At 34.8% G+C, this 24,098-nt stretch carries 20 protein-coding genes and 1 tRNA gene; 5 read left to right on the top strand and 16 right to left on the bottom strand.

Features of this window, described 5'->3' with window-relative positions; genetic code table 11:
• Window positions 1–71: 71 nt before the first annotated feature.
• From ACHMWN_RS13125 to ACHMWN_RS13100, 6 genes are all read right to left on the bottom strand, one after another.
• Window positions 72–1,109 carry an NAD(P)-dependent alcohol dehydrogenase gene (locus ACHMWN_RS13125; RefSeq protein WP_397301822.1) on the bottom strand — a complete coding sequence of 346 codons (1,038 nt, stop codon included), beginning with the start codon at window positions 1,107–1,109 and terminating at the stop codon, window positions 72–74.
• 244 nt (window positions 1,110–1,353) lie between these two features.
• A complete protein-coding gene (locus ACHMWN_RS13120; RefSeq protein ID WP_397301820.1) occupies window positions 1,354–1,743 on the bottom strand; it encodes an OsmC family protein in 390 nt (129 codons plus the stop codon).
• Window positions 1,744–1,754: 11 nt separating this feature from the next.
• A complete protein-coding gene (locus ACHMWN_RS13115; protein ID WP_397301817.1) occupies window positions 1,755–1,886 on the bottom strand; it encodes a hypothetical protein in 132 nt (43 codons plus the stop codon).
• A gap of 96 nt (window positions 1,887–1,982) precedes the next feature.
• Window positions 1,983–2,492 carry a GNAT family N-acetyltransferase gene (locus ACHMWN_RS13110; RefSeq protein WP_397301815.1) on the bottom strand — a complete coding sequence of 170 codons (510 nt, stop codon included), beginning with the start codon at window positions 2,490–2,492 and terminating at the stop codon, window positions 1,983–1,985.
• 472 nt (window positions 2,493–2,964) lie between these two features.
• Window positions 2,965–4,362 (bottom strand): arylsulfatase, encoded by a 1,398-nt coding sequence (locus tag ACHMWN_RS13105; RefSeq protein WP_397301812.1) that lies wholly within the window; start codon window positions 4,360–4,362, stop codon window positions 2,965–2,967.
• A 21-nt stretch (window positions 4,363–4,383) separates the two neighbouring features.
• Window positions 4,384–7,557 (bottom strand): glycoside hydrolase family 2 TIM barrel-domain containing protein, encoded by a 3,174-nt coding sequence (locus tag ACHMWN_RS13100; RefSeq protein ID WP_397301809.1) that lies wholly within the window; start codon window positions 7,555–7,557, stop codon window positions 4,384–4,386.
• A 456-nt stretch (window positions 7,558–8,013) separates the two neighbouring features.
• Between ACHMWN_RS13100 and ACHMWN_RS13095 the strand changes: the two genes are divergently transcribed.
• A tRNA-Lys gene (locus tag ACHMWN_RS13095) sits at window positions 8,014–8,086 on the top strand.
• A 113-nt stretch (window positions 8,087–8,199) separates the two neighbouring features.
• Here the strand turns inward: ACHMWN_RS13095 and ACHMWN_RS13090 are convergent.
• The 4 genes from ACHMWN_RS13090 to ACHMWN_RS13075 form a co-directional block, all read right to left on the bottom strand.
• Window positions 8,200–9,177: a type IX secretion system membrane protein PorP/SprF gene (locus ACHMWN_RS13090; protein WP_397301807.1), complete on the bottom strand. Its 978-nt coding sequence runs from the start codon at window positions 9,175–9,177 to the stop codon at window positions 8,200–8,202.
• Window position 9,178: 1 nt separating this feature from the next.
• Window positions 9,179–10,054 carry a gliding motility-associated C-terminal domain-containing protein gene (locus ACHMWN_RS13085; protein ID WP_397301804.1) on the bottom strand — a complete coding sequence of 292 codons (876 nt, stop codon included), beginning with the start codon at window positions 10,052–10,054 and terminating at the stop codon, window positions 9,179–9,181.
• 74 nt (window positions 10,055–10,128) lie between these two features.
• Entirely contained in the window at window positions 10,129–10,872 is a 744-nt protein-coding gene (locus ACHMWN_RS13080; protein WP_397301801.1) for a hypothetical protein, read from the bottom strand.
• A 16-nt stretch (window positions 10,873–10,888) separates the two neighbouring features.
• A complete protein-coding gene (locus ACHMWN_RS13075; protein WP_397301799.1) occupies window positions 10,889–13,204 on the bottom strand; it encodes a hypothetical protein in 2,316 nt (771 codons plus the stop codon).
• A 342-nt stretch (window positions 13,205–13,546) separates the two neighbouring features.
• Between ACHMWN_RS13075 and ACHMWN_RS13070 the strand changes: the two genes are divergently transcribed.
• Window positions 13,547–14,140 (top strand): dihydrofolate reductase family protein, encoded by a 594-nt coding sequence (locus ACHMWN_RS13070; RefSeq protein ID WP_397301796.1) that lies wholly within the window; start codon window positions 13,547–13,549, stop codon window positions 14,138–14,140.
• An 18-nt stretch (window positions 14,141–14,158) separates the two neighbouring features.
• Here ACHMWN_RS13070 and ACHMWN_RS13065 read toward each other — a convergent pair whose 3' ends face one another.
• From ACHMWN_RS13065 to ACHMWN_RS13055, 3 genes are all read right to left on the bottom strand, one after another.
• Window positions 14,159–14,467 carry a hypothetical protein gene (locus tag ACHMWN_RS13065; protein WP_397301793.1) on the bottom strand — a complete coding sequence of 103 codons (309 nt, stop codon included), beginning with the start codon at window positions 14,465–14,467 and terminating at the stop codon, window positions 14,159–14,161.
• Window positions 14,468–14,611: 144 nt separating this feature from the next.
• On the bottom strand, window positions 14,612–14,791 hold the full coding sequence (locus tag ACHMWN_RS13060; RefSeq protein ID WP_090993090.1) for a histone H1: 180 nt from the start codon (window positions 14,789–14,791) through the stop codon (window positions 14,612–14,614).
• 181 nt (window positions 14,792–14,972) lie between these two features.
• Window positions 14,973–15,368: a hypothetical protein gene (locus ACHMWN_RS13055; protein WP_397301790.1), complete on the bottom strand. Its 396-nt coding sequence runs from the start codon at window positions 15,366–15,368 to the stop codon at window positions 14,973–14,975.
• A gap of 111 nt (window positions 15,369–15,479) precedes the next feature.
• Here ACHMWN_RS13055 and ACHMWN_RS13050 point away from each other — a divergent pair, with 111 nt between their 5' ends.
• Window positions 15,480–16,247 carry an MBL fold metallo-hydrolase gene (locus ACHMWN_RS13050; RefSeq protein WP_397301788.1) on the top strand — a complete coding sequence of 256 codons (768 nt, stop codon included), beginning with the start codon at window positions 15,480–15,482 and terminating at the stop codon, window positions 16,245–16,247.
• 21 nt (window positions 16,248–16,268) lie between these two features.
• On the opposite strand, the gene ACHMWN_RS13045 is transcribed toward ACHMWN_RS13050, so the two are convergent.
• The 3 genes from ACHMWN_RS13045 to ACHMWN_RS13035 all read right to left on the bottom strand — a co-directional run bounded on the left by ACHMWN_RS13045 (window position 16,269) and on the right by ACHMWN_RS13035 (window position 21,650).
• Window positions 16,269–17,300 (bottom strand): LD-carboxypeptidase, encoded by a 1,032-nt coding sequence (locus ACHMWN_RS13045; protein WP_397301786.1) that lies wholly within the window; start codon window positions 17,298–17,300, stop codon window positions 16,269–16,271.
• A 107-nt stretch (window positions 17,301–17,407) separates the two neighbouring features.
• Window positions 17,408–19,258 (bottom strand): DNA topoisomerase, encoded by a 1,851-nt coding sequence (locus ACHMWN_RS13040; RefSeq protein ID WP_397301783.1) that lies wholly within the window; start codon window positions 19,256–19,258, stop codon window positions 17,408–17,410.
• A 106-nt stretch (window positions 19,259–19,364) separates the two neighbouring features.
• Window positions 19,365–21,650, bottom strand: coding sequence for a GH92 family glycosyl hydrolase (locus tag ACHMWN_RS13035; protein WP_397301780.1), 2,286 nt, complete (start codon window positions 21,648–21,650; stop codon window positions 19,365–19,367).
• A gap of 178 nt (window positions 21,651–21,828) precedes the next feature.
• Between ACHMWN_RS13035 and ACHMWN_RS13030 the strand changes: the two genes are divergently transcribed.
• A complete protein-coding gene (locus ACHMWN_RS13030) occupies window positions 21,829–22,863 on the top strand; it encodes a LacI family DNA-binding transcriptional regulator (protein ID WP_397301778.1) in 1,035 nt (344 codons plus the stop codon).
• A 77-nt stretch (window positions 22,864–22,940) separates the two neighbouring features.
• The gene (mnmA, locus tag ACHMWN_RS13025; RefSeq protein WP_397301777.1) at window positions 22,941–24,032 is read left to right on the top strand and encodes a tRNA 2-thiouridine(34) synthase MnmA; all 1,092 of its coding nucleotides are present in this window, start codon (window positions 22,941–22,943) and stop codon (window positions 24,030–24,032) included.
• The last annotated feature ends 66 nt before the right edge of the window (window positions 24,033–24,098 follow it).

Genomic DNA, 24,098 nt, shown 5'->3' with positions numbered 1-24,098 from the left:
TCTCGCAAAGACGAACTGCATAAAAAAAAAGCCCCGATTTCTCGAGGCTTCAATTAAAAGGTATTAACTTCTTAAAGCGTTTTCATATCAATTACAAATCTGTAACGCACATCACCTTTCACCATTCTTTCGTAAGATGCTGTGATATCTTTAATGTCAATTAATTCGATATCAGATACGATATTGTTTTCAGCACAGAAATCAAGCATTTCTTGAGTTTCTTTAATTCCACCAATACTAGAACCAGCTAAGCTTTTTCTACCTCCAATAATTGAAAATGGATGAATTGCATACGGTGCTGGAACGCCAACTACAATATGGGTACCATCTGTTTTTAATAAAGAAAGATACATGTTCATATCATGATCTGCCGAAACAGTATCTAAAATGAAATCGAAAGTTCCTTTAACTGCTTTTAATTGTGCAGCATCTGATGTGACTACGAAGTGGTGCGCACCTAATGCTTTTGCGGCTTCTTCTTTATTTGGCGAAGTACTTAAAACTGTTACTTCTGCCCCAAAGGCTACTCCAAATTTAACTGCCATGTGACCTAAACCGCCTAAACCTAATACAGCTAATTTATGCCCCTTACCTACTTTCCAATGTCTTAATGGTGAGTAAGTTGTTATACCAGCACATAACAAAGGTGCAGTTGCTGCTAGTGATAATTTTTCAGAGATATGTAATACAAACTCTTCACGAACAACAATAGTATTAGAATAGCCACCATAGGTTGGCACACCATCTCTTCCTTTCGAGTTATATGTTTGTGTATTTCCTTCTAAGCAATATTGTTCAAGGTCAGCCTCGCAATTTTCACATACTTGGCATGAATCAACCATACAACCAACTCCTGCTAACTCATTTAATTTGAAGTTTTTAACGTGATCACCTACTTTAATTACTTTACCCACAATCTCATGACCTGGCACCATTGGGAATATTCCTGGAAACCAATCGTTTTTAATTTGATGCAGATCGCTATGACATACACCACAATACAAAATCTCTAATTGAACATCGTGAGGGCCGACCTCTCTGCGTTCGAAATTCCATGGAGCTAAGTCTGTATCGGGTGTTTGCGCTGCATATCCTTTTGATTGTATCATATTTTTTGATTTAAGTTTGTACGAAATTAAGGTAATGATGTGAACAGAATAACTGTTGACAGAAGTATTACGGAATGATTACAATAGGTTAAAATTAAATGGATTTAACTACATAGAAATATAGAAAAACATAGTTAGCGACGTTATCAATCTGAGCCAGTCGAAGGATCAAAAGTCTTCGACAAGTTCACACTGACATGCAAAAATAAAGCGCATGAATATGTTATCTATATGGTAAATAAAACTATACTAGCGCTGTTTCTACAACGATAGTATGTGTTAATATTTTATGAATTGGGCAGGAATTTGCAACGTTTAGTAATCGTGTTCGCTGTGAGTCATCCAACTTGCCTATCAATTCTATTGTTCGTATAAATTTCGTTTGCCCTTCTTCTTCTATAAGATCAACGTTTACATTTATCTTTTCGAGTTCCCATGTTTTCCGCTCTGCATACATACGCACAGTTGCACACGTACATGCTCCTAAAGATGAGGCAAGCAATTCTTTAGGAGAAAAACCTGTATCCCGCCCTCCTTTTTCAAGAGGTTCATCGGCAATCACTACATTACCTGTAGGCGATTGAATTTCTATTTTGTAAGGCTCTGTTCCAATACTTGCTTTGATGTTAATCATATTGGAAATTCTTAATGCGCCTTATCGCTTGTATTCGCTTTTCTAATAAAAGTAAGATAAAAGGTAGTAGCAAAGATAATTACACAAACTGCTGTTAATGTAATTAGTAGTATAAGTCCTTCAGTTGATTGATGTTGTTCCATGATTATATAATTTTCTTAAAGTTAAATAATTATTTTGTAGCTAAAAGACCATTAATTCTAATTTTATTGAAAAATAACAGATTGTTAATTGAATTTCTAGTCAACAGTCAAACGTTTTTCATAACAATAAAATCGCAGACCTGGCCTAAAGCTCAGTCCTATTTCACCAGCAAAAATATAGCCTAATTTTGGAAATAATTTTTGGGTAGCTTCATTCATTGTGTTGGTATCTATACGCAATAGAGAAATATGACGAGCAATTGCATTTTGTTCTGCTTGTTGCAATAAAGCCACGGCAACTCCTTTACCTTGAAATTGAGGATTTACCGCCAAGCGATGCGTAACAATTGCAGTTTCATTAATATCCCAACCTACTTGTGCGTATTCTGGTTCTTGGTCTGTGGTAATAGCGGCGACGCCAGCAATAGATCTATCAATTTCGTCTATCCAAAGCTGATTATGACTAATATCCTTTTCAAAAACAGCTGCATTTGGATAAATAGTATCCCATTGCATATTGCCTGCAGCATTCATTAATGGTACAACCGCTTTTACTATTTGCATTACAGCTGGTACATCTTTTAACGTTGCTAGTCTAATGATCATAGTTGTAAATGTACAAACAAATTAAACAGGTGTTTAAAATGGAAGTACGTTAACATACAATATATTCATTATAAAAAATAACCAAAAAGCAAACTACATTACCTTTTTGTTCATTAACAATAATAAAATGTTGATTAACAAAAGGTCATTGTTCATGAACAAAAGTTAAATGTTCATGAACAATAGTTTAATGTTGATGAACAAAACTCAAATGTTCTTGAACAAAAGTTTAATGTTGATCAACAAAGCTCCAATGTTCATCAACAAAAGCTAAATGTTCATCAACAAAAGCTAAATGTTCATCAACAAAAGCTAAATGTTCATCAACAAAAGTTAAATGTTCATGAACAAAGGCTTAATGTTCATCAACAAAAGCCTAATGTTCATCAACAAAAGTTAAATGTTCATGAACAAAAGCTTAGTGTTCATCAACAAAGACCTAAAGTTTATTTAAAATGAACTTTTGTTTATCCTACTTTCTAAAAAAAGGAAAATTCTTATTCTCTATATGAGAGCTTATTAAAATTGCTTCCATCTTTTTAACTAGCTCAGGATATTTACTAGCTAAATTTATAGATTCTTTAGGATCAGCAACCAAATCATACAAGGCAATTGAACTGTTTGGGTTTTTCTTCATGTTTTCTTTTATCGCTTTCCATTTACCCATTCTTACGGCTTGTCTACCCCCATCTTCATGAAACTCCCAATATAAAAACTCATGTTGTTTTTGTATTCCTTTGTTTAATAAGGTCGGTAAAAGAGAAATTCCATCCGTAGTTTTTAATTTTTGTCCGCCAGCAAGTTCTGCAAAAGTGGGCATGAAATCCCAAAATGCACCAATCTGATCTGATACATGTGGTTTTATTTTACCTGGCCAACTCACAATCACAGGTTCTCTAATTCCACCTTCAGTCAATTGCCTTTTAATTCCTTTAAAACCGCCACTACTATTAAAAAACTCAGGATCATTCCCTCCTTCCCTGTGCGGACCATTATCGCTTGCAAAAACTACTACTGTATTTTTATCTAAGCCCAGTGTTTTTAATTTCTTCAATACTTCGCCTACATAAGTATCAAGCTTAGTCACCATAGCTGCATAAGCTGCGTGTGGATATGCTTGTGGTTGATAATTCTCCCCGTTCCAGTCCATTTTAATGTTTTTGGGTTGTTCATTAAATTTCTTTTTATAGTATTCAAATGTTTTATCACCTGCTGGAAGTTGCAAAGCTGCATGTGGTAAGGTATACGCCAAATACATAAAAAATGGTTTAGACTTATTGTTATTCATAAAAGCCATAGCCTGCTTTTGTATTAAATCCGGCGCATATTCTTGTAAATTGGTTAATGTATTAGGTAAGTCTACTTTGGTTAAATTATTCCATAAATGATTAGGGAAAAAGTTGTGCGATTGCCGTTGGCAATTGTAACCATAAAATTGATCTACTCCTTGATTAACTGGATCACCTTCAGAACCAGGATACCCCATTCCCCATTTACCAAAAACACCTGTTTTATAACCAGCAGCCTTAAACATTTCTGGCATCGTATAGGTTGAATCCGGTAGTGGTAATTGCCCTTCTGGTTCAATCTCGTAATTACCTCTAATTGGCGTGTGTCCCGTATGTAAACCTGTCATTAAGGATGCTCTTGAAGGTGCACAAACAGAAGTTCCGGCATAGAATTGCGTAAAGCGCATACCGCTTTTAGCCAGTTTATCTAGATTTGGTGTTTCAATTAATTGCTGACCATAGCTTCCTAAATCACCATAACCCATATCATCCGCCAAAATGAAGATTACATTTGGCTTTTGTTGAGCTTTTAATCCAATTGCTAATGAAATTAACAAATAGGTTAAGAAGTATTTTTTCATATCAATACTGAATTAACAAATTTATTTAATTGGTTTTATCCAATAACTATACGTTTGGTTTTTATAAGGAATTTGATATTCTGTTAATGGCAACGAACCCCAGCTATCTATCCCTTGTACACCTAGTTGTTGCATATCCATGTGTACATAAATTTGATTGCGTTTCACTAACTCGCCCGAATGATATTGTCTTTTCTGTGCTTCTGGATCTAAATCCTCTACCGAATACGGTAATGCATTAAAACTTAATAAGCTATCTGCATATTCAAAACGTAAACCTTTACCCTGTTTATTGGTAAAAGATACCCAGCGCACATCGGTCTTATTACCACTTTCTTGCGGACGAGCATATGGGAAATATTGCTGATCAACTGTTGACTTATAGGTACCAATTAACGAGGCTGTTTTTCTATCTACATAATTCTCTCCTGGACCACGGCCATACCATTGAATAGTGTTGTATGATGAGTTTAATTGTAAATCGTTACCAATGCGCATTAAGGTTTTGTATTTACCAGCAACTGCTTTAAGCTCATTATCTACTTTTATGGTACCATCTTGATAAATATAAAATGTTTGTTTTGTGGTCGCATCTCCATTTAATAAACTCGAAGCTATCTCTACAACTCCTCCATAAGGTAAGTCATTTGCGTTCATTGCTTCAGCTTTAATCAGCTTTTTATTGTCATCGTATACATTACGCCACATACGTAATGATTTGTTTAAACCAGCGCCAATATCATTATCCGTTGGAGCACGATAAAATCCTGGCTGCGGACCAGCAACTAATAGCTCTTTTCCATCTATCAAATAGCTTATTAACTTTCCGTTTTTCAAATCAAAGGTTGCTTGAAAATTCTTACCGCTAAAAATAGCTTTATCAGTTGTTTTTGTCAATTTAACAGGATTATCAAGTTTATTAGATTTTACTTCTGTACCTTTTGATATTCCGTTTAATGCAAGTTGCTCGTAAGAAATAGCATAGCCTTTATCTAAAAATGGCTCAGGTGTTTTTAGCACATAGTGAAGGTTTAAGAAATATTCTTTTCCGGCTTTATAGTTATTCTTCAGCGGCAAAGTAAGCGTTGATGTTTGACGTGGATTGATATTCAAATCTGCAACTATACCACTTTGAACAATTTTACCGTCTTCTAAAACTTCCCAGTTTAACTGAACATTAGCAATATCACGGAAGAAATAACTGTTATTCACGCTAATTTGATTATTGCCTAAGTAACTCGTTTTTATAAATTGATATACTTTTTTCGCTTCAATTGCCATAGGCGTTAATTCACGATAAGCCGTTACCACACCTTTAACACAGAAATTATTATCGCTAAAATCTTCATTAACAGGCCCCTCTAAAGGAAAATCTCCCCCATAGGCTAAAATCCTTTTCCCATTCTTTACCGTATCAATTCCTTGATCTATCCATTCCCAAATAAAACCTCCTTGTAGTTTTGGATTGCTTTCAATGGCATCCCAATATTCTTTAAAGTTACCTAAGCTATTGCCCATAATGTGTGCATATTCACTCATGATTAAGGGTCTTTCGTTTTTGCTTTTTGCATATTTTACTAACCAATTTGGGTCAGGATATTGAGGGACAATCATGTCGGTATTGAAATCATTTTCAGCTCTTTCGTATTGTACAGGTCGGAAATCTCTTTGTTTCAACCATTCGTATGCTTCATAAAAATTAACACCATTCCCTGCTTCATTTCCTAAAGACCAAGTAATAACTGACGTATGATTTTTATCGCGTTCGTACATTCTAGTGATCCGTTCTAAGTGCGGAATGCGCCATTGTTTATCGTTAGCAAAAGAAGTTTCCAAACTGTAATAACGACCATGCGATTCGATATTTGCTTCGTCGATAACATACAAACCATATTCATCACAAAGTTCCATCCAATATGGATCTGGTGGATAATGCGAATGACGAACAGCATTTACATTTAGCTTTTTCATCATTTCCATATCTTTTCTCATGTCCTCGTGCGTAAGCGTATGTCCTTGTGTTGCATTGTGCTCATGGCGATTAACTCCTTTTAAAAAGATCCGTTTTCCGTTCACCAACAAATCACTGCCTTTAATTTCTACCGAACGGAAACCAATGCGTTGTGGAATAACTTCAATTATATGCTCGTTTTTATCTTTTAATGTAATGTATAACGTATATAAGTACGGCACTTCTGCCGACCAATTTTTTACATTGCTGATTTGTGTTTTAAAGGAAAGGTTGTTTTTATAATTTCCCAACACTTTTTGAAGCCCTGTTGCATCTTTCCAAACCTGATTGCCTTTAGCATCAACTAAATTTAAGGCTACATAAAAGCTATCAGGTCTGCTGTGATTGGTGCGTTGATCTATTTTATAGTTTTCTACCGTTACGTCTACATTCAACAAACCGTTGGTGTAGGTATTGTCTAAGGTGCCAATTGCTTTAAAATCGCGAATATCTAATTTAGGTGTCGAGTACAAATAAACATCACGTTCTATACCCGAAATACGCCACATATCTTGACATTCTAAATAGCTACCATCGCTCCAACGGTAAACTTGCAAAGCGATTGTGTTTTCTCCTGGCTGTACATATTTAGTAATATCAAATTCGGCCGCAAGCTTACTATCTTCGCTATAGCCCACTTTTTTACCATTTACCCAGATAAAAAAAGCAGACTTCACCGCACCTAAACTGATAAACACTTGTCTATTTTTCCAGTTCTCTGGGATATTAATTTTTCTACGGTACGATCCAACTGGGTTATTATCTTCAGGAATATCAAAAGGTGGATTCATCCTATTTCCTGTCAGTTTTCTTCCCGCAAACTCATACGGTTGATTTACGTAAATGGGCAAACCATATCCATTTACTTCCCAATTTGCAGGTACTTTAAAATTATCCCATGCCGCATCATTAAAATCGGTTTTATAAAAATCTAGTGGTCTTTTACGTGGGTCTTTAACCCAATTAAATTTCCAAGTTCCGTTTAGTGAGATAAAGTAATCTGATTTTTCTTTGTTTCTTTTGGCAGCTAAATCTGCATTTTCATATGCAAATGCAGATGCTCGCATTGGCATTCTGTTTAGAGAGACAACTTCTGGGGTTTGTAACTCTACAGGTAATTGCTGTGCTCGTGTGTGTAAGGCAAGCAATACCATGATAGAGAAGATAATAGTGTTTTTTTTCATTTGTGTGGTTAGTGGTTAATTAGTTTTAATGCATAAAAAGCATTGGTAACTTCTAAAATAGACATGCTAATTCTTAAACAGGAATTAATTATAACGCAAACGTTTGATTATTTAAAAACCTTCTCTTTTAATTCTAGATGAGATGCCAATTCAGTTTAAATCAGGTGTATTTTACACCTACTAATTTTTATTAAAAGAGATTTAACTATTTTACAAAACACTAATTTGAGTTGTAATTTCATTTTAACAAAAAACAGAAAGAAAATCAAGCGTTTGCGTAAAAAAATACAAACACTTTCTTTTTTTAAGTATAAAAAGAGCAGTTAAAAAGAATATAAATACTATTGATAATTAATACATTAAAGCGCATTAAATAAACCTCAACAACTATTTTCAGAAATAATTGGGCAAATACATTTTAATTTCTATATTTGCCCCTCCTTAAACAAAAGGAATGATTCCGTAGCTCAGCTGGTAGAGCATTACACTTTTAATGTAGTGGTCCTGGGTTCGAATCCCAGCGGGATCACAGAAATTCAAAACCATCTTTACTTATCGTAAGGATGGTTTTCTGTTTTTAGAGTGTTTTGTGATTATGTGTTAGTATTCACCTAACATCAGTCAATTTTCTATAAAGAACACTTAGAAATAACAGAAATTTAACTGTCTTTCCTTTATGGTATAAAAATTCCAGCTTAGAGAAATTTCATGCGTTGAACCAGCATAACCAGCTAACTTACTGGTGCTAAAATCGTAAGAATAACCCAATCTTAAACGTTGACTAATAATTATTTCACTCATACCAATAAGCGCATTGTTGTTACTAATCTCTCCTTTTAGAGCGGGTTTGTTATAAAGTTTGATTCCAGTTCTATAACCTACACCCAACCATAGGGTCTGTTTGAAAAGTAAAAAGGCATTTACATCCAACACTGTTGGCCCTTTAATATCATCTTTAATTAAAAAGAAGGGTTTAAAGTCTATCACATATTCTTCTACAGGTATCAATACACCACCTGTTAAATAAAAATGTGGTCTTGGCGTTGGAAAGTTGTAATCCAAAGATTTTTTGTCCAATATATATTTACCTATTAAATTATTGACAGATGCACCAATATACATTTTGGGTGTAGAGAAAAACACACCAGCATGCATATCTGGAAGCATTTGTTTTACCGTGCCACTTGGAATATAGTTATCTCCCAAATCTCTTGGGTTTAGCATGTCACCATCTAAGCTTGACTGCATAATACCAACACCTAGACCAAAAGCTAGTTTAGAAGTCCCTTCTTCGTTAATTGAAAAGCGATAAGCATAGTTAGCAAAAGCAGATATGTTTTTTTGTGCACCTAACTGTTCTGCACTCATTATCAATGATAATCCAACACGTTCATTTGGCATTATGGCATCTGCTGCCAAAGAAAAACTTTTCGGTGCACCTTCAACGCCAGTCCATTGGTTTCTGTAGGTTGCATTTATATTTACGCGTTCTCGATATCCAGCATAAGCTGGATTGATATAAATACCATTGAAAATATATTGGCTATACTGTGCATCCTGCTGAGCAAAGCATGGGCTTGCCACACAAAACACCAAAATAAACTTAGTTAATTTCCACATGTTAATCTTTAATTAATGTAATCCAACCTGTAGTGCTTCTTTCACTCCCATCTTTTTCTTTAATCTTTAATAAATAGTAATACGTACCTTCATTAAGACCATTTCCATTCCAATCATTTTTGTAAGAGCCATTGCTCCTATATACTTCATTGCCCCATCTGTTAAAAATGGACAAGGTATTGTTCGGGCGAAGTTCCAACCCATCTATTCTGAAAACATCATTTTTTCCATCACCATTTGGCGTAATAACATTTGGCACCATCACATCGCCAATAATTTCCTTTAGATCTGTGGATACGTTATTCGTCAAATTTGGGTCTGGCTCAACAGCAGATACATTGGCAGTATTCACCACAGTTCCTGCTTTAATCGCAATAGTTTTTAGCGATAAAACCATTTTTTGATTATTTGTTAGAGCTGGAATCTTCCAAGTAATCACTTGATCAACTACCGTAACAATACCGATCTGTTCACTTGTAACGCCTATATATTTTAAGTTACTTGGTAGTTTATCGATCACTTCTATTCCTGTTGCATCAATATTTCCATTATTCTGTACTGAAATTTGATATTCAAAAGCTTCGCCTGGCCCGACATATCGTTTTTCAGAAATTTTTCGAACTTCTAGATCAGCATATTCAATTATTAATAAAAAACCTTCTGATAAATCAGATTTACATCCTGCTGTACTTATCGAAATCACTTGGTATAAGCCAGCAACACTAGCAGTATATACTGTTCCGGTAGCATTAGCTATAGGTTTCCCATCTCGATACCATTGGTACGAGTAAGGGCCAGCCTGATCTCTTACTGCAAATTTGACCGAAGAGCCCAAACGGATCCTAACAAGAGTAGGATTTGTTTGTGCAAATGTCAAATTGATCAACAGAAAGAAGAACGCTAGTAGTATATAGCGTTTGATGTTCAATCTAAGGTGTTAAAAAGCAAAAATTATTGGATAACGATTGAAGGTTTAGCAGGTTTTGGCGTTACGGTTACTGTCTGTGTTGCAGTAGCTGAAACTTCACATCCTTTATTATCTCCAGATTTTAATACACCTGTATTAGCAGCTGTTGTTACATACTTTACCGTTGCACTAAAAACATAAGTGCCCGCTCCAGTTGTATTTAGCGTAAATTTATTTATAGCCGTCTTTGAAGCGTCGTCTGAACCGATTCCTGAAAGTGGACTTACAGCAGTTCCATCTTTGGTTGCAGACCAAGCGTATTGGTACTCTATTCCTGCAGGCAATGCTTGTCCAGGTGTTGTAGTAGCAGTTATTATAGAACTTAAAAGAGCATTATCACCACAATAAGATGCGTTATTAGCAGTTAAAGCGAGTGTTTTACTCGGGAGTTGATAAACCTGAAATGGGTCTGACAAATCTCCCCAACATCCGGCAGCAGACTCTATTCTACTGGTATAATTATGCACTCCATTTGCAAGATTATTTGGTGTAACGTAATTGGTTTCGTTGGCTGTTCCAGTATAAGTTTTAACATCTACCTGAACACCTTCCAAATACCAATATACCTTATCTCCATTTGACAGGGTACTCTCTTCTGGGGTATGTAGAGTGGCGGTTCCGCCATCGCATAAATAAACTGGATAGTAAGTTTGCGCCTTACTTTTTGAAACTACACTCAAAATGAGGATAAATACTGTTAATGATGCTTTGATAATTCTTGATTTCATTGTTTAGTGAATTTTATTAATTGTTTTTTAATTGAATATGTGCTTTTGTGGGTAAGGCATTAGATTTAATAATCACGTTGGTTTGTGTTCTTTTGGTATTTAATGTTTTGATGTAAAAGGTTTCTATACCCGAAGACGATAAGCTGCCACTTACTGTTCTGTTTCCTGCTGCATTTAGTACACTTAAAGCAGTTGGAAGTGTTGAGTTTTCGAATTGTGTTCCATCAGCAGATAAAGGATAGGTAATTGCCGTAATATTGCTTCCCTGACACACCTCCTGTCCATTAACAGTATTATATTTTATATTGTTACATAAGCCGATACCAGATAAAGCCCCGTTTAAACATTCTTCATCTGCGTCTACAGGTCCTGCAATATTATTACCAGTAGCATCTGGATCGGTTAAATCATTAGGTCTTAATATGCTCGCCTTGGTATTACTAAAGATTTGAGTATAACTTCCTGTAAAAGTTGCTTCTATTATGATATCAATTGTACCTTGATTCGGGAGATCTAGTGAAGCTGTATAGGCTTGTGCATTTGTAATTCCATTACTTAAACTTACTCCTGCGGTTTGATTAGCGGTAGAAACCGAACTAATTGTTAATCCCATTGGCAAGGCAATAGCTAAACGTGATCCATTGGCAGCCGAAGGACCATCATTTTGAACTTTTACCGTATACGTTATCGTTTTATCAGAAAAATACTTTGATAAATCTGGATTAATTGATTCAATTTTCAAATCCGCTTTTAGTATTTCAATATTAACTAATGTGGTGGTTTTTCCACTTTCGATATAAGTCCAAGTGTCCATTGAACGGTCATCACCAAATTGATTATTTGAAGAATAAGCGCCAAACTTGTGTCCATTAGAGTTACTGCTTACTCCAGTTAAATTGGTTACAGGATTAGAGCTATTTCTAGCAGGGTTACCTGCATTACTAATATTGACATCATCCCAATAAACAATATCACTATATTCTGATGGATTGAGATTCGCAGGGTTTACATCATAATTTGTATTATTTTCTATTAGTTCAATAATAATTCCTTGTGGATTGATCTCCATATCTATATAAGGAAAGTGTACTTCTGCAGACCTCAAAAAAGTTTGAACCGACGGTGTAATCGCTCCTGGTGGCACAAAATTTCCATTACTATCTTTAACATCCCAGAATACTTCATTATAGCCAGAAACTGCAGAACCATTAATAACACGACTAGCACCGTTTGTTAGAGGAATAGTAATTTGATAACTACCTGTAGAAGAAGCGTTGAAAGAAATTTTTGCTCCTTTATAACTAATCTTGCCTTCTGTACCTTCAATACCGGTAAATTTTAGGTCTGTAATGATAGGTAAGACGGCGGTTTTTTTTAGCCAAGTTGTTTGATTTGCTGCTTTGATAAAAGCAATGCTAGTTTGTGGCAGGTCGGCATTTGGCTTGTTATAGAAAATTTTATGTGTTTTATTTAAAGCATCATCAAGTTCTCTTGGATCGTGAAGGCCAGCTAGATCTGCGGCTGAAGCCCCATTTAGGCTTTTATAAGTAGGCACTCCATTAACCGCAAAACCATTATTGTTAGAAAAAAAAGTAAAAGCCCAACCATTGTTGCCATTGGTTTTTACACGATATGCCCTCCCGTCTTCGGTAAGAACATAATTGATTACCTGAAATCCTTTTGCACTACTAGTAAAGTTATTATTAATACCAAGGTTCAATACGTTTGTGTACACACGACCACTTATCCATGCAGTTCCTGCTGTATTTTTTACAGAAACATCCCAAGCAGCGATATAATTTGCAGTATTACCTGTTGCCTGATTCCAATTCGCATCTGCTGAAATATCGGGCGGAGTGATGTCACTGCTATTATTGGTTCCTACAGGTGCCACAAATTCTACTTTCCAAACACCTTCACTTGCCAAAGTAACTGGGATAGTGATAGGCGTATAACCTACGCCTGGTCCCAACAATTCTGCAGCTCTATTTGGAATAAGTCCAGTAGAGCCAATTAAATTATAAGTAATTGGAGGTCCTATTGGAGAGGTAACGATAATTCGTCCATTATTTACACCAATAGCACTAGATGCAACAGCAATACTTTCACCTGCTTTTGCATAAACAAAATGAGCACCTTTGGTTTTAAAGGGAAATCTGTCCGTATAATTTGTGCCATCAACATTGGCATATAAAAAAGCTCTGTTTCCCTGTACGCCAGCAGGATATAAATCTTTACTCCCTTCTGCAAAGGTTGTTTCTACCAAAAAAGATAATAGAAAAAAGGTCAAGCCACACAGTAAAAGCTGTGAAGTTGATAGAGATTGTTTCAATAAATTTAAAATCCTTATGCAATACATATTTCAAAAAGAGTATGCACTGCAAGAGCGTAACTGTTCTAAACTAAACATAAAATAGGTAAACTTGTGTGTGTTATTTCTTGTCGCTAAAATAGGAACAATATTTGAATAGGGTAATATTGTCTACATTTTGTGGAAAAAAAATTCCCCATCAACAACATTAGTGTAGATAATATTACCCACTTATAAATAATACGAGTCGATTTCAACCACTATCATCGTCGCATTCATAACTGCAAAAACATAATTTAGTTCTTGAGATTTGTTATACAAAATAAGTAAACAAGATTGCAACATAAATTATATAGAGAAAAAATGAGAAAAATAATTGTTTTATCGATGATTACATTAGATGGTGTAATCCAAGGTCCTGGTGGACCTGAAGAAGATACCACTGGCGGTTTTAACTATGGTGGTTGGACTGCACCATATGGTGATGAAGCTTATAATGAAGCCATGAAGAAAGAACTTCAGCCTGCAGATTATCTATTAGGTAGAAAAACATTTGATATATGGGAAAATTATTGGCCAATGCATGGAGATTTTTGGCCAAGTATAAATGAAGGTAATAAATATGTATTATCCACTACTAGGGAAAAATCAGATTGGAAGAATTCAGTTTTTTTCAAAGATTTAGCTGACATTAAAAATCTTAAAAACTCAGAAGGTCGCGATATTCATGTTTGGGGTAGTAGCGAACTTATTCAGCTATTGTTTAAAAATGATTTGGTAGATGAACTCCGATTAAAAATTCATCCATTAACACTTGGTAAAGGAAAAAATCTATTTGGTAACGGTCCAATTCCAGCAGCGTTTACACTAATTGATAGTTTTGTTACGACAAAAGGCGTAATTCTGGCTAATTACAAACGAGCTGGAGAAGTTAAAACGGGTAGCGTTGGAGCTTGATAATAATTAAGGTTGATACTATAGTAAACCAATTGATGAGCCTATTGAAGTTAATACCTCAATCTTAGGTGCACCATTCAAACCGTTTTCATCTCTTTCTTTTTGAAATTGAAGAAAAGAAGGAACGTTTAAAATGTGTTGTTGCACTTCTTGATTCTCGTACATAGAAATATGCAAAAAAGTTAAGCCATCCTCTTTGAGATAAACATTGTATAAAAAATTTTTGTCAACAAGTTTTTTAAAATCCGAAAGAAACACACTAATATTTTGCTTGTTTTGAGCTACGAATTCTGGTTTTACGGTATAACTTACTTTTACTGAAATCATTTTGAGCAGGGTTATTTTATCGTCTTATGTATGATAAATGTACAAATTTAGCCAGTACTATTTAAAATTACAATCCTATACTTTATAATACAAAAAGACCCTGCCGTAGCAAGGTCTTTCTTTGTAATGATTAAGCTCAAAAGCTTATTTAGCGCTGTTTTTTTTCTCAGTCACTTCAGTACGAATTTCTTGAGCTAAACCTTTAAGATCTTGCATTGCTTTACGTACTCTAGTTCCTGCTGCTGCGTTACCACCATTATAAAATTTTTCTGCATCTGCTTCAATCGCAGCGATTACTTCTTTTACTTTTGAGAATTTTTCCATTTTTTAAGTTTTAATTTGATTTCAAATATATCATTTAAACACAATAAACAAGTATGAGTTGAAATATTTATAATTGGTTTATGAGTATGTCAAGCCACTTTTCGGTTAAAAATACCTGAATCGCAATTTGTTAGCTTTATCGTATTTATTAAAAAATATTTAGCAAGAGAACACTAAATAGCTATTTAACCATAGTTAAAAGGCAAATACAGTCATTTATTGCTTTTGCTTTAAACGACAACAACTGGTGTAAAGTGAGTAATTCGCCCTTTTTTAATTCAACAGCATTTCCCATACTTTCGAATAATAAATTACCATCAATTAACTGTAAACTCATAATAGCCTCGCCTTCTTCGCTTCCTGGTCTAACTATTTCCCCTTCTTTTAAGGCAATTAGTGTGATTGTTACTTGTTCAGATTTAAAAACGGTAATTGCATTTTTTCCATTTTTCCCATAGGCTTCTTCTCCTTTAATTTGATCAATATATTTAGGAATATTTATCGGAATAATACCTGCATCTAAAGGTCTGGCTCCTTCTGGTCTTTGTGGAGTGGCATTGTTGTGTTTCTCTTCCATTTTATTTCAGTTTAAGTAAAAACAGCAATAAACTAAAGTTGTTTCAGCATTCGTAAATGTTTATAAAAATGCAAATTAAAAATTAATAAAATCACTTTCTTTGTAATTCATATGGCTTTATTTATCAGCTCACTTAACACAGGCAGTAACGGAAATTGTTTTTATATCGGTAACGACGAAGAAGCGATTTTAGTGGATGCTGGACTGAGTTGTAAGGAAACTGAAATTCGTATGGAGAGACTAGCATTGAGTATGAGCAAAGTAAAAGCTATTTTTATTTCTCATGAGCATAGCGATCATATTAGAGGATTACCTGTACTTGCAAAAAAGTATCAATTACCTGTTTATATTACACACCATACTTTACTAAGTGGTAAGCAGCAAATTCAACAAAATTTACTAAACTCATTTATAGCGTACGCTCCTATTCATGTAGGTAAATTACAGATTACTGCATTTCCAAAACTTCACGATGCTGCAGAACCACATAGTTTCACCATTAGTTGTAATGGAGTAAGAGTTGGTGTTTTTACAGATATAGGTGCGCATTGCGAGAACGTAATTCATAATTTTAAGGAATGTCACGCTGCATTTTTAGAAGCTAATTATGATGAAGAAATGTTAGATAAAGGTCGATACCCTTATTTCTTAAAGAATAGAATTCGTAGCGGTCATGGGCATTTATCAAACAAACAGGCTTTAGCTTTATTTGTGGAACACAAACCTACTTACATGAGTCATCTTTTTCTTTCTCATTTAAGTAAGGATAACAATTGTCCAAACTTGGTTCATGATTTATTTCGGCAGCATGCTAACGGCACGGAGATTATTGTGGCTTCTAGACTGCAAGAAACTGCCGTATATTATATTAGCGCTTAATATGATATTGGTCATTCTTAATTAAACCTCTTCAAGTTTAGTTCCTTCAGCACGCACATCTAATACATGTTTAACTCCACATTTTAAAGCAAAATTAGCTCTCTGGTGACCTACAGGAAAATCAAAACATACTGGATAATCGTATTCCTTTACTTTATCTAATACAATTTCTGCTAAGGTTTTACCAAATTCTTCTCCAACATCATCGGGTTTTATTTTAAAACCACCAACAATTAACCCACGTAATTTCTCTAATTTTCCACTGCGTTTAAGATTATAAAACATTCTATCTATACTATATAAATACTCCCCTGTATCTTCTACAAAAAGGATTTTATGATCTGTTTCAATCTCTGATTTACTTCCTGCCAAGTTTTCAATGCAACGTAAATTACCGCCAACTAGTTCACCTTTTGCTATTCCCATTCTATTACTGGTAGTGTAGGGAGCAACATATTTCATTTTTTCTCCTTTTAGTGACTGCTGGATGGAATTTATCGTTTCAACCTGAATTGGCTCTGCTAAAGCCCAATCGGATGGAAAACTATTACACATTTTAGAATGGATAGTAGCAATGTGATAATTAGTATTAATATGGCTATGTAAAATCGTGATATCACTAAAACCTATTAACCACTTTGGTGATGATTTATATGCACTAAAATCAAGTTGATCGACAATCCTGATTGCTCCATACCCCCCTCTTGCACACATAATTGCTTTTATAGTTGGATTATCTAACATTTGCTGTAGATCTGTTAAACGTTCTTGATCTGTACCTCCAAAAGTGAAATCTTTAGCACCAACTGTTTTCCCGACTACAACATTAAATCCCCAGCTTTTCATTTGAATAATTGATGGGTCAATCTCTGCCTGAGTTATATAGCCTGCTGGACAAGTAATCCCAATGGTATCTCCAGGTAAAAGGTAGGGTGGTATTTTTATGCGTTTAGGCTCATCAATTATAGTAGAAATTACATCAGCTTTACTGTTTAATGAACTTAAAAGAAGTGAAGCCGGAATAATTGAAGAAAGAAAATATTTACGATTCATGATGAAGCAAGATAAAAAATATCATTGTGATTTTTTTAACCATTAAGACATTTAAGTAAATATAAGTCCTAGCTTCAATGAACTTACATTTCTTATATGGTTAAAACTTAAAATACAGCCGTAGGAACTTCCGCTAATTGCGTAGAAAGCCCCACTCCTGCTACTAAAAGTTCTTGTGTAATGGTTTTGGTATAATCTGCAATTTCTGTTTTAAATTCGGTTACAGATGCACCTGAACGAATCTCTTCCAATCGCTTTTCCCACTGACCAGTTAACTCTGCTTGTGCGATTTTTTTATCCTTTACCACTTCATAAACTGCCAAGCCTTTAGTGGTTGGTATTAAATTTCGTTTATCTCGAACAATATATTCTCTCGTCAATAATGTTTCTATAATTGCAGCACGAGTTGCTGGCGTACCTAAACCACTGTCTTTCATTGCATAACGCAATTCCTCATCTTCAATCTCTTTACCAGAGGTTTCCAGTGCTTTTAATAAGGAGGCTTCATTGTATAAAGGTTTTGGTTTGGTTTGTTTTTCTAACAACGCTTTGTTTACAATCGGCAATAATTCTCCAACTTTTAATTTGGGCAAAGCCGGATTTTCCTCGTCCTTTTTTTCATCTTCAGTTTCGTCAAATACCGAACGCCATCCCGCAGAGCGAATAACGGTACCATTTGCGATAAAAACAGAACCAGATTCGATGGTAATTTTAGTAATTTCTTTTATACATTCTTGATGAAATGCTTCTAACATGCGTCCAGCAACCATGTCGTAAACCGCTTGATGATCTTTACTTAAATTATAAGGTTTTTCACCAGTTGGCAAAATAGCATGGTGATCGGTTACTTTTTTCGCATTTACACTTCTTTTGTTTAATGTAGCTGTCTGTAAAAAATTAGCTTGGTTAGCAAAATTTGGATGATCAGTTAGCGTTGAAATCAGTTTAGGAACATTTGCGAACACATCATCTCCTATATAGCGACTACCCGTACGTGGATAAGAGACCAACTTACTTTCGTATAAATTCTGCAATAAATTTAAGGTTTGATCTGCTGTAAAACCGTTTTTCTTATTGGCCTCTTGTTGCAAACTACTCAAATCATGCAACAATGGTGGCGGTTCTTTTCTTGGCTTGGCTTCTACTGCGATAATATTCCCCCCAGTTGCAAAACCTGAAGCTACATCTTCTACCTTGTCAAATATTTCTTGTGCTTCTGGTTGGGTTTTGAAATTTGCTATAGAAATTGCTTTGAACAATTGGCCCTCTTTATCTAATTGAATAGCAATTTGATAAAATGTTTGGGGTACGAAATTTTTACTTTCTATATAACGAGCGCAAATCATAGCTAGTGTTGGCGTTTGTACTCGACCTAAAGAAAGCACACTTTTAGAGCCAGCAGAAATACTTAATGCTTGTGTGGCATTCATTCCCACTAACCAATCTGATTCGGAACGGCAATGTGCAGAATTAAACAAGGTATCGTAATCTGAACCAGGTTTCAAATTTCTAAATCCATCTTTTATGGCTTCATCAGTTTGCGAAGAAATCCATAAGCGTTTAAATGGTTTTTTACATTTTAAGAAATAATAGATATACCTGAAAATCAGTTCTCCTTCACGTCCAGCATCCGTTGCTACAATAATTTCTGTCGCTTCATCGAAAAGCTTTTTGATGATATCTAATTGTTTTCGAACACCCGGATCTTCTACAAAACCATCCTTCGTTTTAATCTTGCGTATGGCTAGTTTAAACTTAGCTGGTAACATAGGTAAATGCTGTTTACGCCAACCTATAAAACCGTAATCTTGTGGAGGAGCTAATTGTAGTAAATGTCCAAAAGCCCATGTGAATGAATATCCTTTGCCTTCAATATATCCATCTTTTCTGGTAGTAGCACCAAATACTTTAGCTAACTCACGACCAACAGATGGCTTTTCGGCAATAACGATTTTCATTCCTTGATATCCTTTTTAGAACCCTAAATATCTAAAAAATTATTGGACAAGGCAGTCAAATTTTACCGATTGTTAGTATGTAATTGGATGTGAACAGCTTTTAATTTTAAGATTTCTTAGGTTTTGCTCCCATATAAAAAGTCAATTTTCCACCAGATGTGATATCGCTATGTTTAATAAATGGCTTAGTTAATTCTTTTCCATTTAATAGAACTTTTTGTACATACACATTTTTATCGCTTTGATTAATCGCTTCAACTGCAAATGTTTTTCCGTTTTCTAAACTTAAACTCGCATTATTTACAGCTGGTGAACCTAATGCATATTCATCGCCACCTGGCGAAACAGGATAAAACCCTAACGATGAAAACATGTACCATGCACTCATTTGACCACAATCATCGTTTCCGCCCAAACCATCTGGTGTAGGTTTATATTGCATTTTTAAGATATGACGAACTTGAGCTTGAGTTTTATACGCCTGATCTGCCCAATTGTATAAATAAGCAATATGATGTGCTGGTTCATTTCCGTGTACATAACCTCCAATTATCCCTTCACGAGTAATGTCTTCGGTATGCGCAAAAAACTCATCCGGTAAATGCATTGTAAATAAGGTATCTAATCGCAATGCGAATTTCTTTTTACCACCCATTACTTCAATTAATCCTGCCGGATCTTGTGGTACAAAAAAGCTATAATTCCAACTGTTGCCTTCAATAAAACCTTGGCCTTCAGTATCTTTACTATCAAATTTTTGTTTAAATGTTCCATCTGCCATTTTTGGACGCATAAAGCCAATTGAAGCATCGTAATTGTTTTTCCAATTTCCAGAACGTTTAATAAATTCATTATACACATCCATTCGGTTTAGCTTTTTAGCCATCTGGGCGATTGCCCAATCATCGTATGCATATTCTAAAGTGTTAGAAACAGAAACACCACTTCGTTCTGCAGGGATATATCCCAAATCCATGTAATAGCCTATTCCTTCGTAATTACGGTGTTTTGCGGTCATAACGCAAGCATCTAAAGCTTTATTTGCATCACCATTGTAAACTCCTTTTATCACAGCATCTGCAATTACAGAAACACTGTGATATCCACTCATGCACCAATTATCATTTGCATAATGCGACCAAATTGGCAACATTTGCAAACTACTTTGATCGTAATGTGCCAACATAGATTTCACCATATCATTATTTCGAGTTGGCTGGATAATGTTAAAAAATGGATGCAAAGCTCTATAGGTATCCCACAAAGAAAAAGTAGTATAATTGGTAAAACCGTTTGCAGTATGTACGCCTTGATCTAATCCTTTATATTGTCCATTAATATCTGTGTACGTTGTTGGATTGATAAAAGCATGATACATTGCCGTGTAAAAATTAGTTTTATCATCATCAGAAGCTGAAATATTGATTTTATTTAGTTCTTTATTCCAAGTAGCTTGAGCTTGTGCTTTTACCTTTTCAAAATCCCAGCCGGTAATTTCTGAGCGCATATTTTGCACTGCATTTTCTTGACTTACTGGAGATAAAGCAAATTTGATTTTAATTTTCTCACCTTCATTGGTGTCAAAATCGAAGTACATCCTGACCTTTTTACCTGCTATTTCAGGGAAGTTTTTGGTTTGATCAAATTTACCCCAAAAACCACGGTAAGCTTGTTTCGCATCGTAATTCTTTTGGCCGTAACTTTTAAATGGTTTAGAAAAACTCATTGAAAAATATACTGTACGTGTACGAGCCCATCCATAGGTTTGGCGATAACCTGTAATCAAGGTATCGTTAACCACACGTACATAAGTCCAAACTGTTTTTTCATCGTAATTATAAATTCCAGCCATTAGATCTAAAATGATGTGACTTTGATTAGATTTCAGAAAAGTATATTGGTGCATACCTACTCGAGTTGTAGCCGTCATTTCTGCAGTAATGTTGTCATCATCTAATTTCACTTTGTAATAACCAGCTTTTGCAACTTCATTTGCATGAGAAAACGCCGAACGGAAACCTGTTTTGGTATCACTTGCAACACCTGGGTTTAGTTGTAATTTACCTTGTGTAGGCATAATTAAAAAGTCTCCCAAATCAGAATGACCTGTTCCACTAAAATGTGTATGACTAAATCCTACTATTGTTTTATCCTCATATTTATATCCTGCGCAATACTTATATACATCCCCATTGTATTTACCATTCATTTCATACGGAATTGTATCCGTTTCTGGACTTAATTGCACTGCACCAAAAGGAACTGTAGCACCAGGATAAGTATGTCCCATTTTTTCGGTACCAATTAGTGGTTTTACATATTTAACTAGATTTTGTTGTGCATTAGCAACGATTGAACTGAGAAATAAGCAATAAAATAAAGTCTGTTTCATAATTTTTATAGCAGAATAATAAATAGAAAATCTAAGGTATTAATTTTAGCTGAAAACTATTCTAGCATTAAAAAACTATTACTAAAAGGTTTTAGTAAAACCTTTCAACTCCTACAATCAAGTTCTCTTAAAACATCAAAAAATCGTATCTTAGCAATTAATACAATTAAATTAATTGATGAACACTAATATCACTTTACGAGATATTGCCAAGGCGTTAAATCTATCTATTTCTACTGTATCTAGGGCATTAACAGATAGTTATCAAATTGGAGATGAAACTAAGCAAAAGGTTGTTGCCTATGCTAAGGAGCATCATTATATCCCTAACCGGATGGCTAAAAGCTTAAAAGAAGGTAAAAGTAGATCTATTGGTGTGGTTGTTTGTTCTATTGATAACAATTTTGTGGCACAAATGCTAGATGGTATTGATCAGTATTGTACAGATCACAATTATCAATTAATTATTATGCAAAGCAAGGAATCCTTTGAACAAGAAAAGGCTTGCGTAAATTTATTATATGCTGGAGGAATTGATGGACTACTCATCTCCCCTGCTTACCAAACGACGGATTTCGATTACTTAATTGCTTTACAAAAAGCTGGTTTGCCAATTGTATTATTTGATAGATTGAGTGATCATATGAATACACACAAAGTTGCATCGGATAATTTTAAGGGCGCTTATGATGCTACTATGCATCTCATTAACAATGGGTATACTAGTATTGCTCACATTAGTAGTAACACCAAATTAAGCATGGCTACTGATCGTTTTGAAGGATACAAAAAAGCATTAAAAGATTCAGGGTTGGTTTATCGAGAAGAATTAGTTAAATTTTGTGATACGCCCAATGCAATTTCTTTACATCAAAACTTAGAAAAAGCGATACAAGAATTAATGGCGTTAGCAAAAAAGCCAACTGGTATTTTTACCGCTACTGATCAGTTAACTACAAAATGTTTATCGTTAATTAATCAATTAGGTTATCAAATACCAACTGATGTTGCTTTAATTGGTTTTAGCAATACAGATTTAGCCGATGCCTTACATCCTTCATTAAGCACAATTCATCAACCTGCTTTTGAAATTGGCAATTTGGCTACAAAACAATTATTAGCATTGATTGATAACAAAGAAAGTAAATCGTACGACACGGTACTTTTAGATACAACTATTCAAGCTAGAGTATCGAGTCAAAAAACTAACTAGCCTTTTTACATTGCTAAGACCACCTCGAATAATTTATTTCGTCAAAAACCTGTATTTTTGCATCCAGATTTTTAATAATGAGTAAACACGGTAGAATTTTAGTGGCCATGAGTGGCGGGGTTGATAGTTCAGTTGCAGCAGTGATGTTGCACGAGCAAGGTTATGAAGTAATTGGCCTTACTATGAAAACCTGGGATTACGCCACATCTGGTGGAAGTAGCAAAGAAACCGGGTGTTGCAGTTTAGACAGTATTAATGATGCTCGTACACTTGCTGTAAACTATGGTTTCCCTCATTATATTTTAGATATTCGTGATGAATTTGGTGATTTTGTTATCGACAATTTTGTAGATGAATATTTAGCTGGACGCACACCAAATCCTTGTGTGTTGTGTAATACTCACATCAAATGGGAAGCCTTATTAAAACGTGCTAATAAACTAGATTGCGAATTTATTGCGACAGGACATTATGCGAATATCCGTCAACAAGATAGCGGCAGATATGTAATTTCTAAAGGTAAAGACGAAAATAAAGACCAATCTTACGTTCTTTGGGGTGTTTCTCAAGAAAATCTATCTCGTACTAAATTCCCGTTAGGCAGTTTTGCAAAAGCAGAAATCCGCCAAATGGCGATGGATATGGGACAAGAAGAATTAGCTAAAAAATCTGAGAGTTATGAGATTTGCTTTGTTCCTGATAACGATTACAGAGCATTCTTAAAACATAAAGTAGAAGATTTAGAAGATAGAGTTGCAGGCGGAAATTTCGTAAACAGTAACGGAATGATAATTGGGCAACATAAAGGATATCCTTTTTATACTATCGGACAGCGTAAAGGCTTAGGTGTAGCTTTTGGCGAACCCATGTTTGTTACTCAAATTTTGCCAGAGAGCAATACCGTTGTGTTGGGTAGAGCTGATGAATTGGAACGTAAAGAAGCGATGGTTAGAAACATTAACCTAATTAAATACGAAAACATTAACGAACCGATGGATAATGTAATTACTAAAATCCGTTACAAAGATGCTGGAATGTTAAGTACTATTGTTCAAGAAAAAGATCAAATGCGTGTCGTTTTCGACCATAATGTTTCTGCAATTGCACCTGGTCAATCTGCTGTTTTTTACGAAGGAAATGATTTATTGGGTGGTGGATTTTTGATTTAACTCTACTAAGATAAGGGAAGCCGCAGATTTGCAAATTGAATACTAATATGCAAATCTGCGGTTTTA

Source organism: Pedobacter sp. UC225_61 (assembly GCF_044452285.1).
In the GTDB taxonomy this organism is placed as follows: domain Bacteria; phylum Bacteroidota; class Bacteroidia; order Sphingobacteriales; family Sphingobacteriaceae; genus Pedobacter.
The sequence above is the reverse complement of the archived record's forward strand: the minus strand, read 5'-3'. Positions and strand labels throughout refer to the sequence as shown.

Bases quoted from the DNA above. Each gene is read 5' to 3' on its own strand.
- ACHMWN_RS13125 (WP_397301822.1), bottom strand. From the start codon at position 1,109: ATGATACAATCAAAAGGATATGCAGCGCAAACACCCGATACAGACTTA.
- ACHMWN_RS13120 (WP_397301820.1), bottom strand. From the start codon at position 1,743: ATGATTAACATCAAAGCAAGTATTGGAACAGAGCCTTACAAAATAGAA.
- ACHMWN_RS13115 (WP_397301817.1), bottom strand. From the start codon at position 1,886: ATGGAACAACATCAATCAACTGAAGGACTTATACTACTAATTACATTA.
- ACHMWN_RS13110 (WP_397301815.1), bottom strand. From the start codon at position 2,492: ATGATCATTAGACTAGCAACGTTAAAAGATGTACCAGCTGTAATGCAA.
- ACHMWN_RS13105 (WP_397301812.1), bottom strand. From the start codon at position 4,362: ATGAAAAAATACTTCTTAACCTATTTGTTAATTTCATTAGCAATTGGA.
- ACHMWN_RS13100 (WP_397301809.1), bottom strand. From the start codon at position 7,557: ATGAAAAAAAACACTATTATCTTCTCTATCATGGTATTGCTTGCCTTA.
- ACHMWN_RS13090 (WP_397301807.1), bottom strand. From the start codon at position 9,177: ATGTGGAAATTAACTAAGTTTATTTTGGTGTTTTGTGTGGCAAGCCCA.
- ACHMWN_RS13080 (WP_397301801.1), bottom strand. From the start codon at position 10,872: ATGAAATCAAGAATTATCAAAGCATCATTAACAGTATTTATCCTCATT.
- ACHMWN_RS13070 (WP_397301796.1), top strand. From the start codon at position 13,547: ATGAGAAAAATAATTGTTTTATCGATGATTACATTAGATGGTGTAATC.
- ACHMWN_RS13065 (WP_397301793.1), bottom strand. From the start codon at position 14,467: ATGATTTCAGTAAAAGTAAGTTATACCGTAAAACCAGAATTCGTAGCT.
- ACHMWN_RS13060 (WP_090993090.1), bottom strand. From the start codon at position 14,791: ATGGAAAAATTCTCAAAAGTAAAAGAAGTAATCGCTGCGATTGAAGCA.
- ACHMWN_RS13055 (WP_397301790.1), bottom strand. From the start codon at position 15,368: ATGGAAGAGAAACACAACAATGCCACTCCACAAAGACCAGAAGGAGCC.
- ACHMWN_RS13050 (WP_397301788.1), top strand. From the start codon at position 15,480: ATGGCTTTATTTATCAGCTCACTTAACACAGGCAGTAACGGAAATTGT.
- ACHMWN_RS13045 (WP_397301786.1), bottom strand. From the start codon at position 17,300: ATGAATCGTAAATATTTTCTTTCTTCAATTATTCCGGCTTCACTTCTT.
- ACHMWN_RS13040 (WP_397301783.1), bottom strand. From the start codon at position 19,258: ATGAAAATCGTTATTGCCGAAAAGCCATCTGTTGGTCGTGAGTTAGCT.
- ACHMWN_RS13035 (WP_397301780.1), bottom strand. From the start codon at position 21,650: ATGAAACAGACTTTATTTTATTGCTTATTTCTCAGTTCAATCGTTGCT.
- ACHMWN_RS13030 (WP_397301778.1), top strand. From the start codon at position 21,829: ATGAACACTAATATCACTTTACGAGATATTGCCAAGGCGTTAAATCTA.
- mnmA (WP_397301777.1), top strand. From the start codon at position 22,941: ATGAGTAAACACGGTAGAATTTTAGTGGCCATGAGTGGCGGGGTTGAT.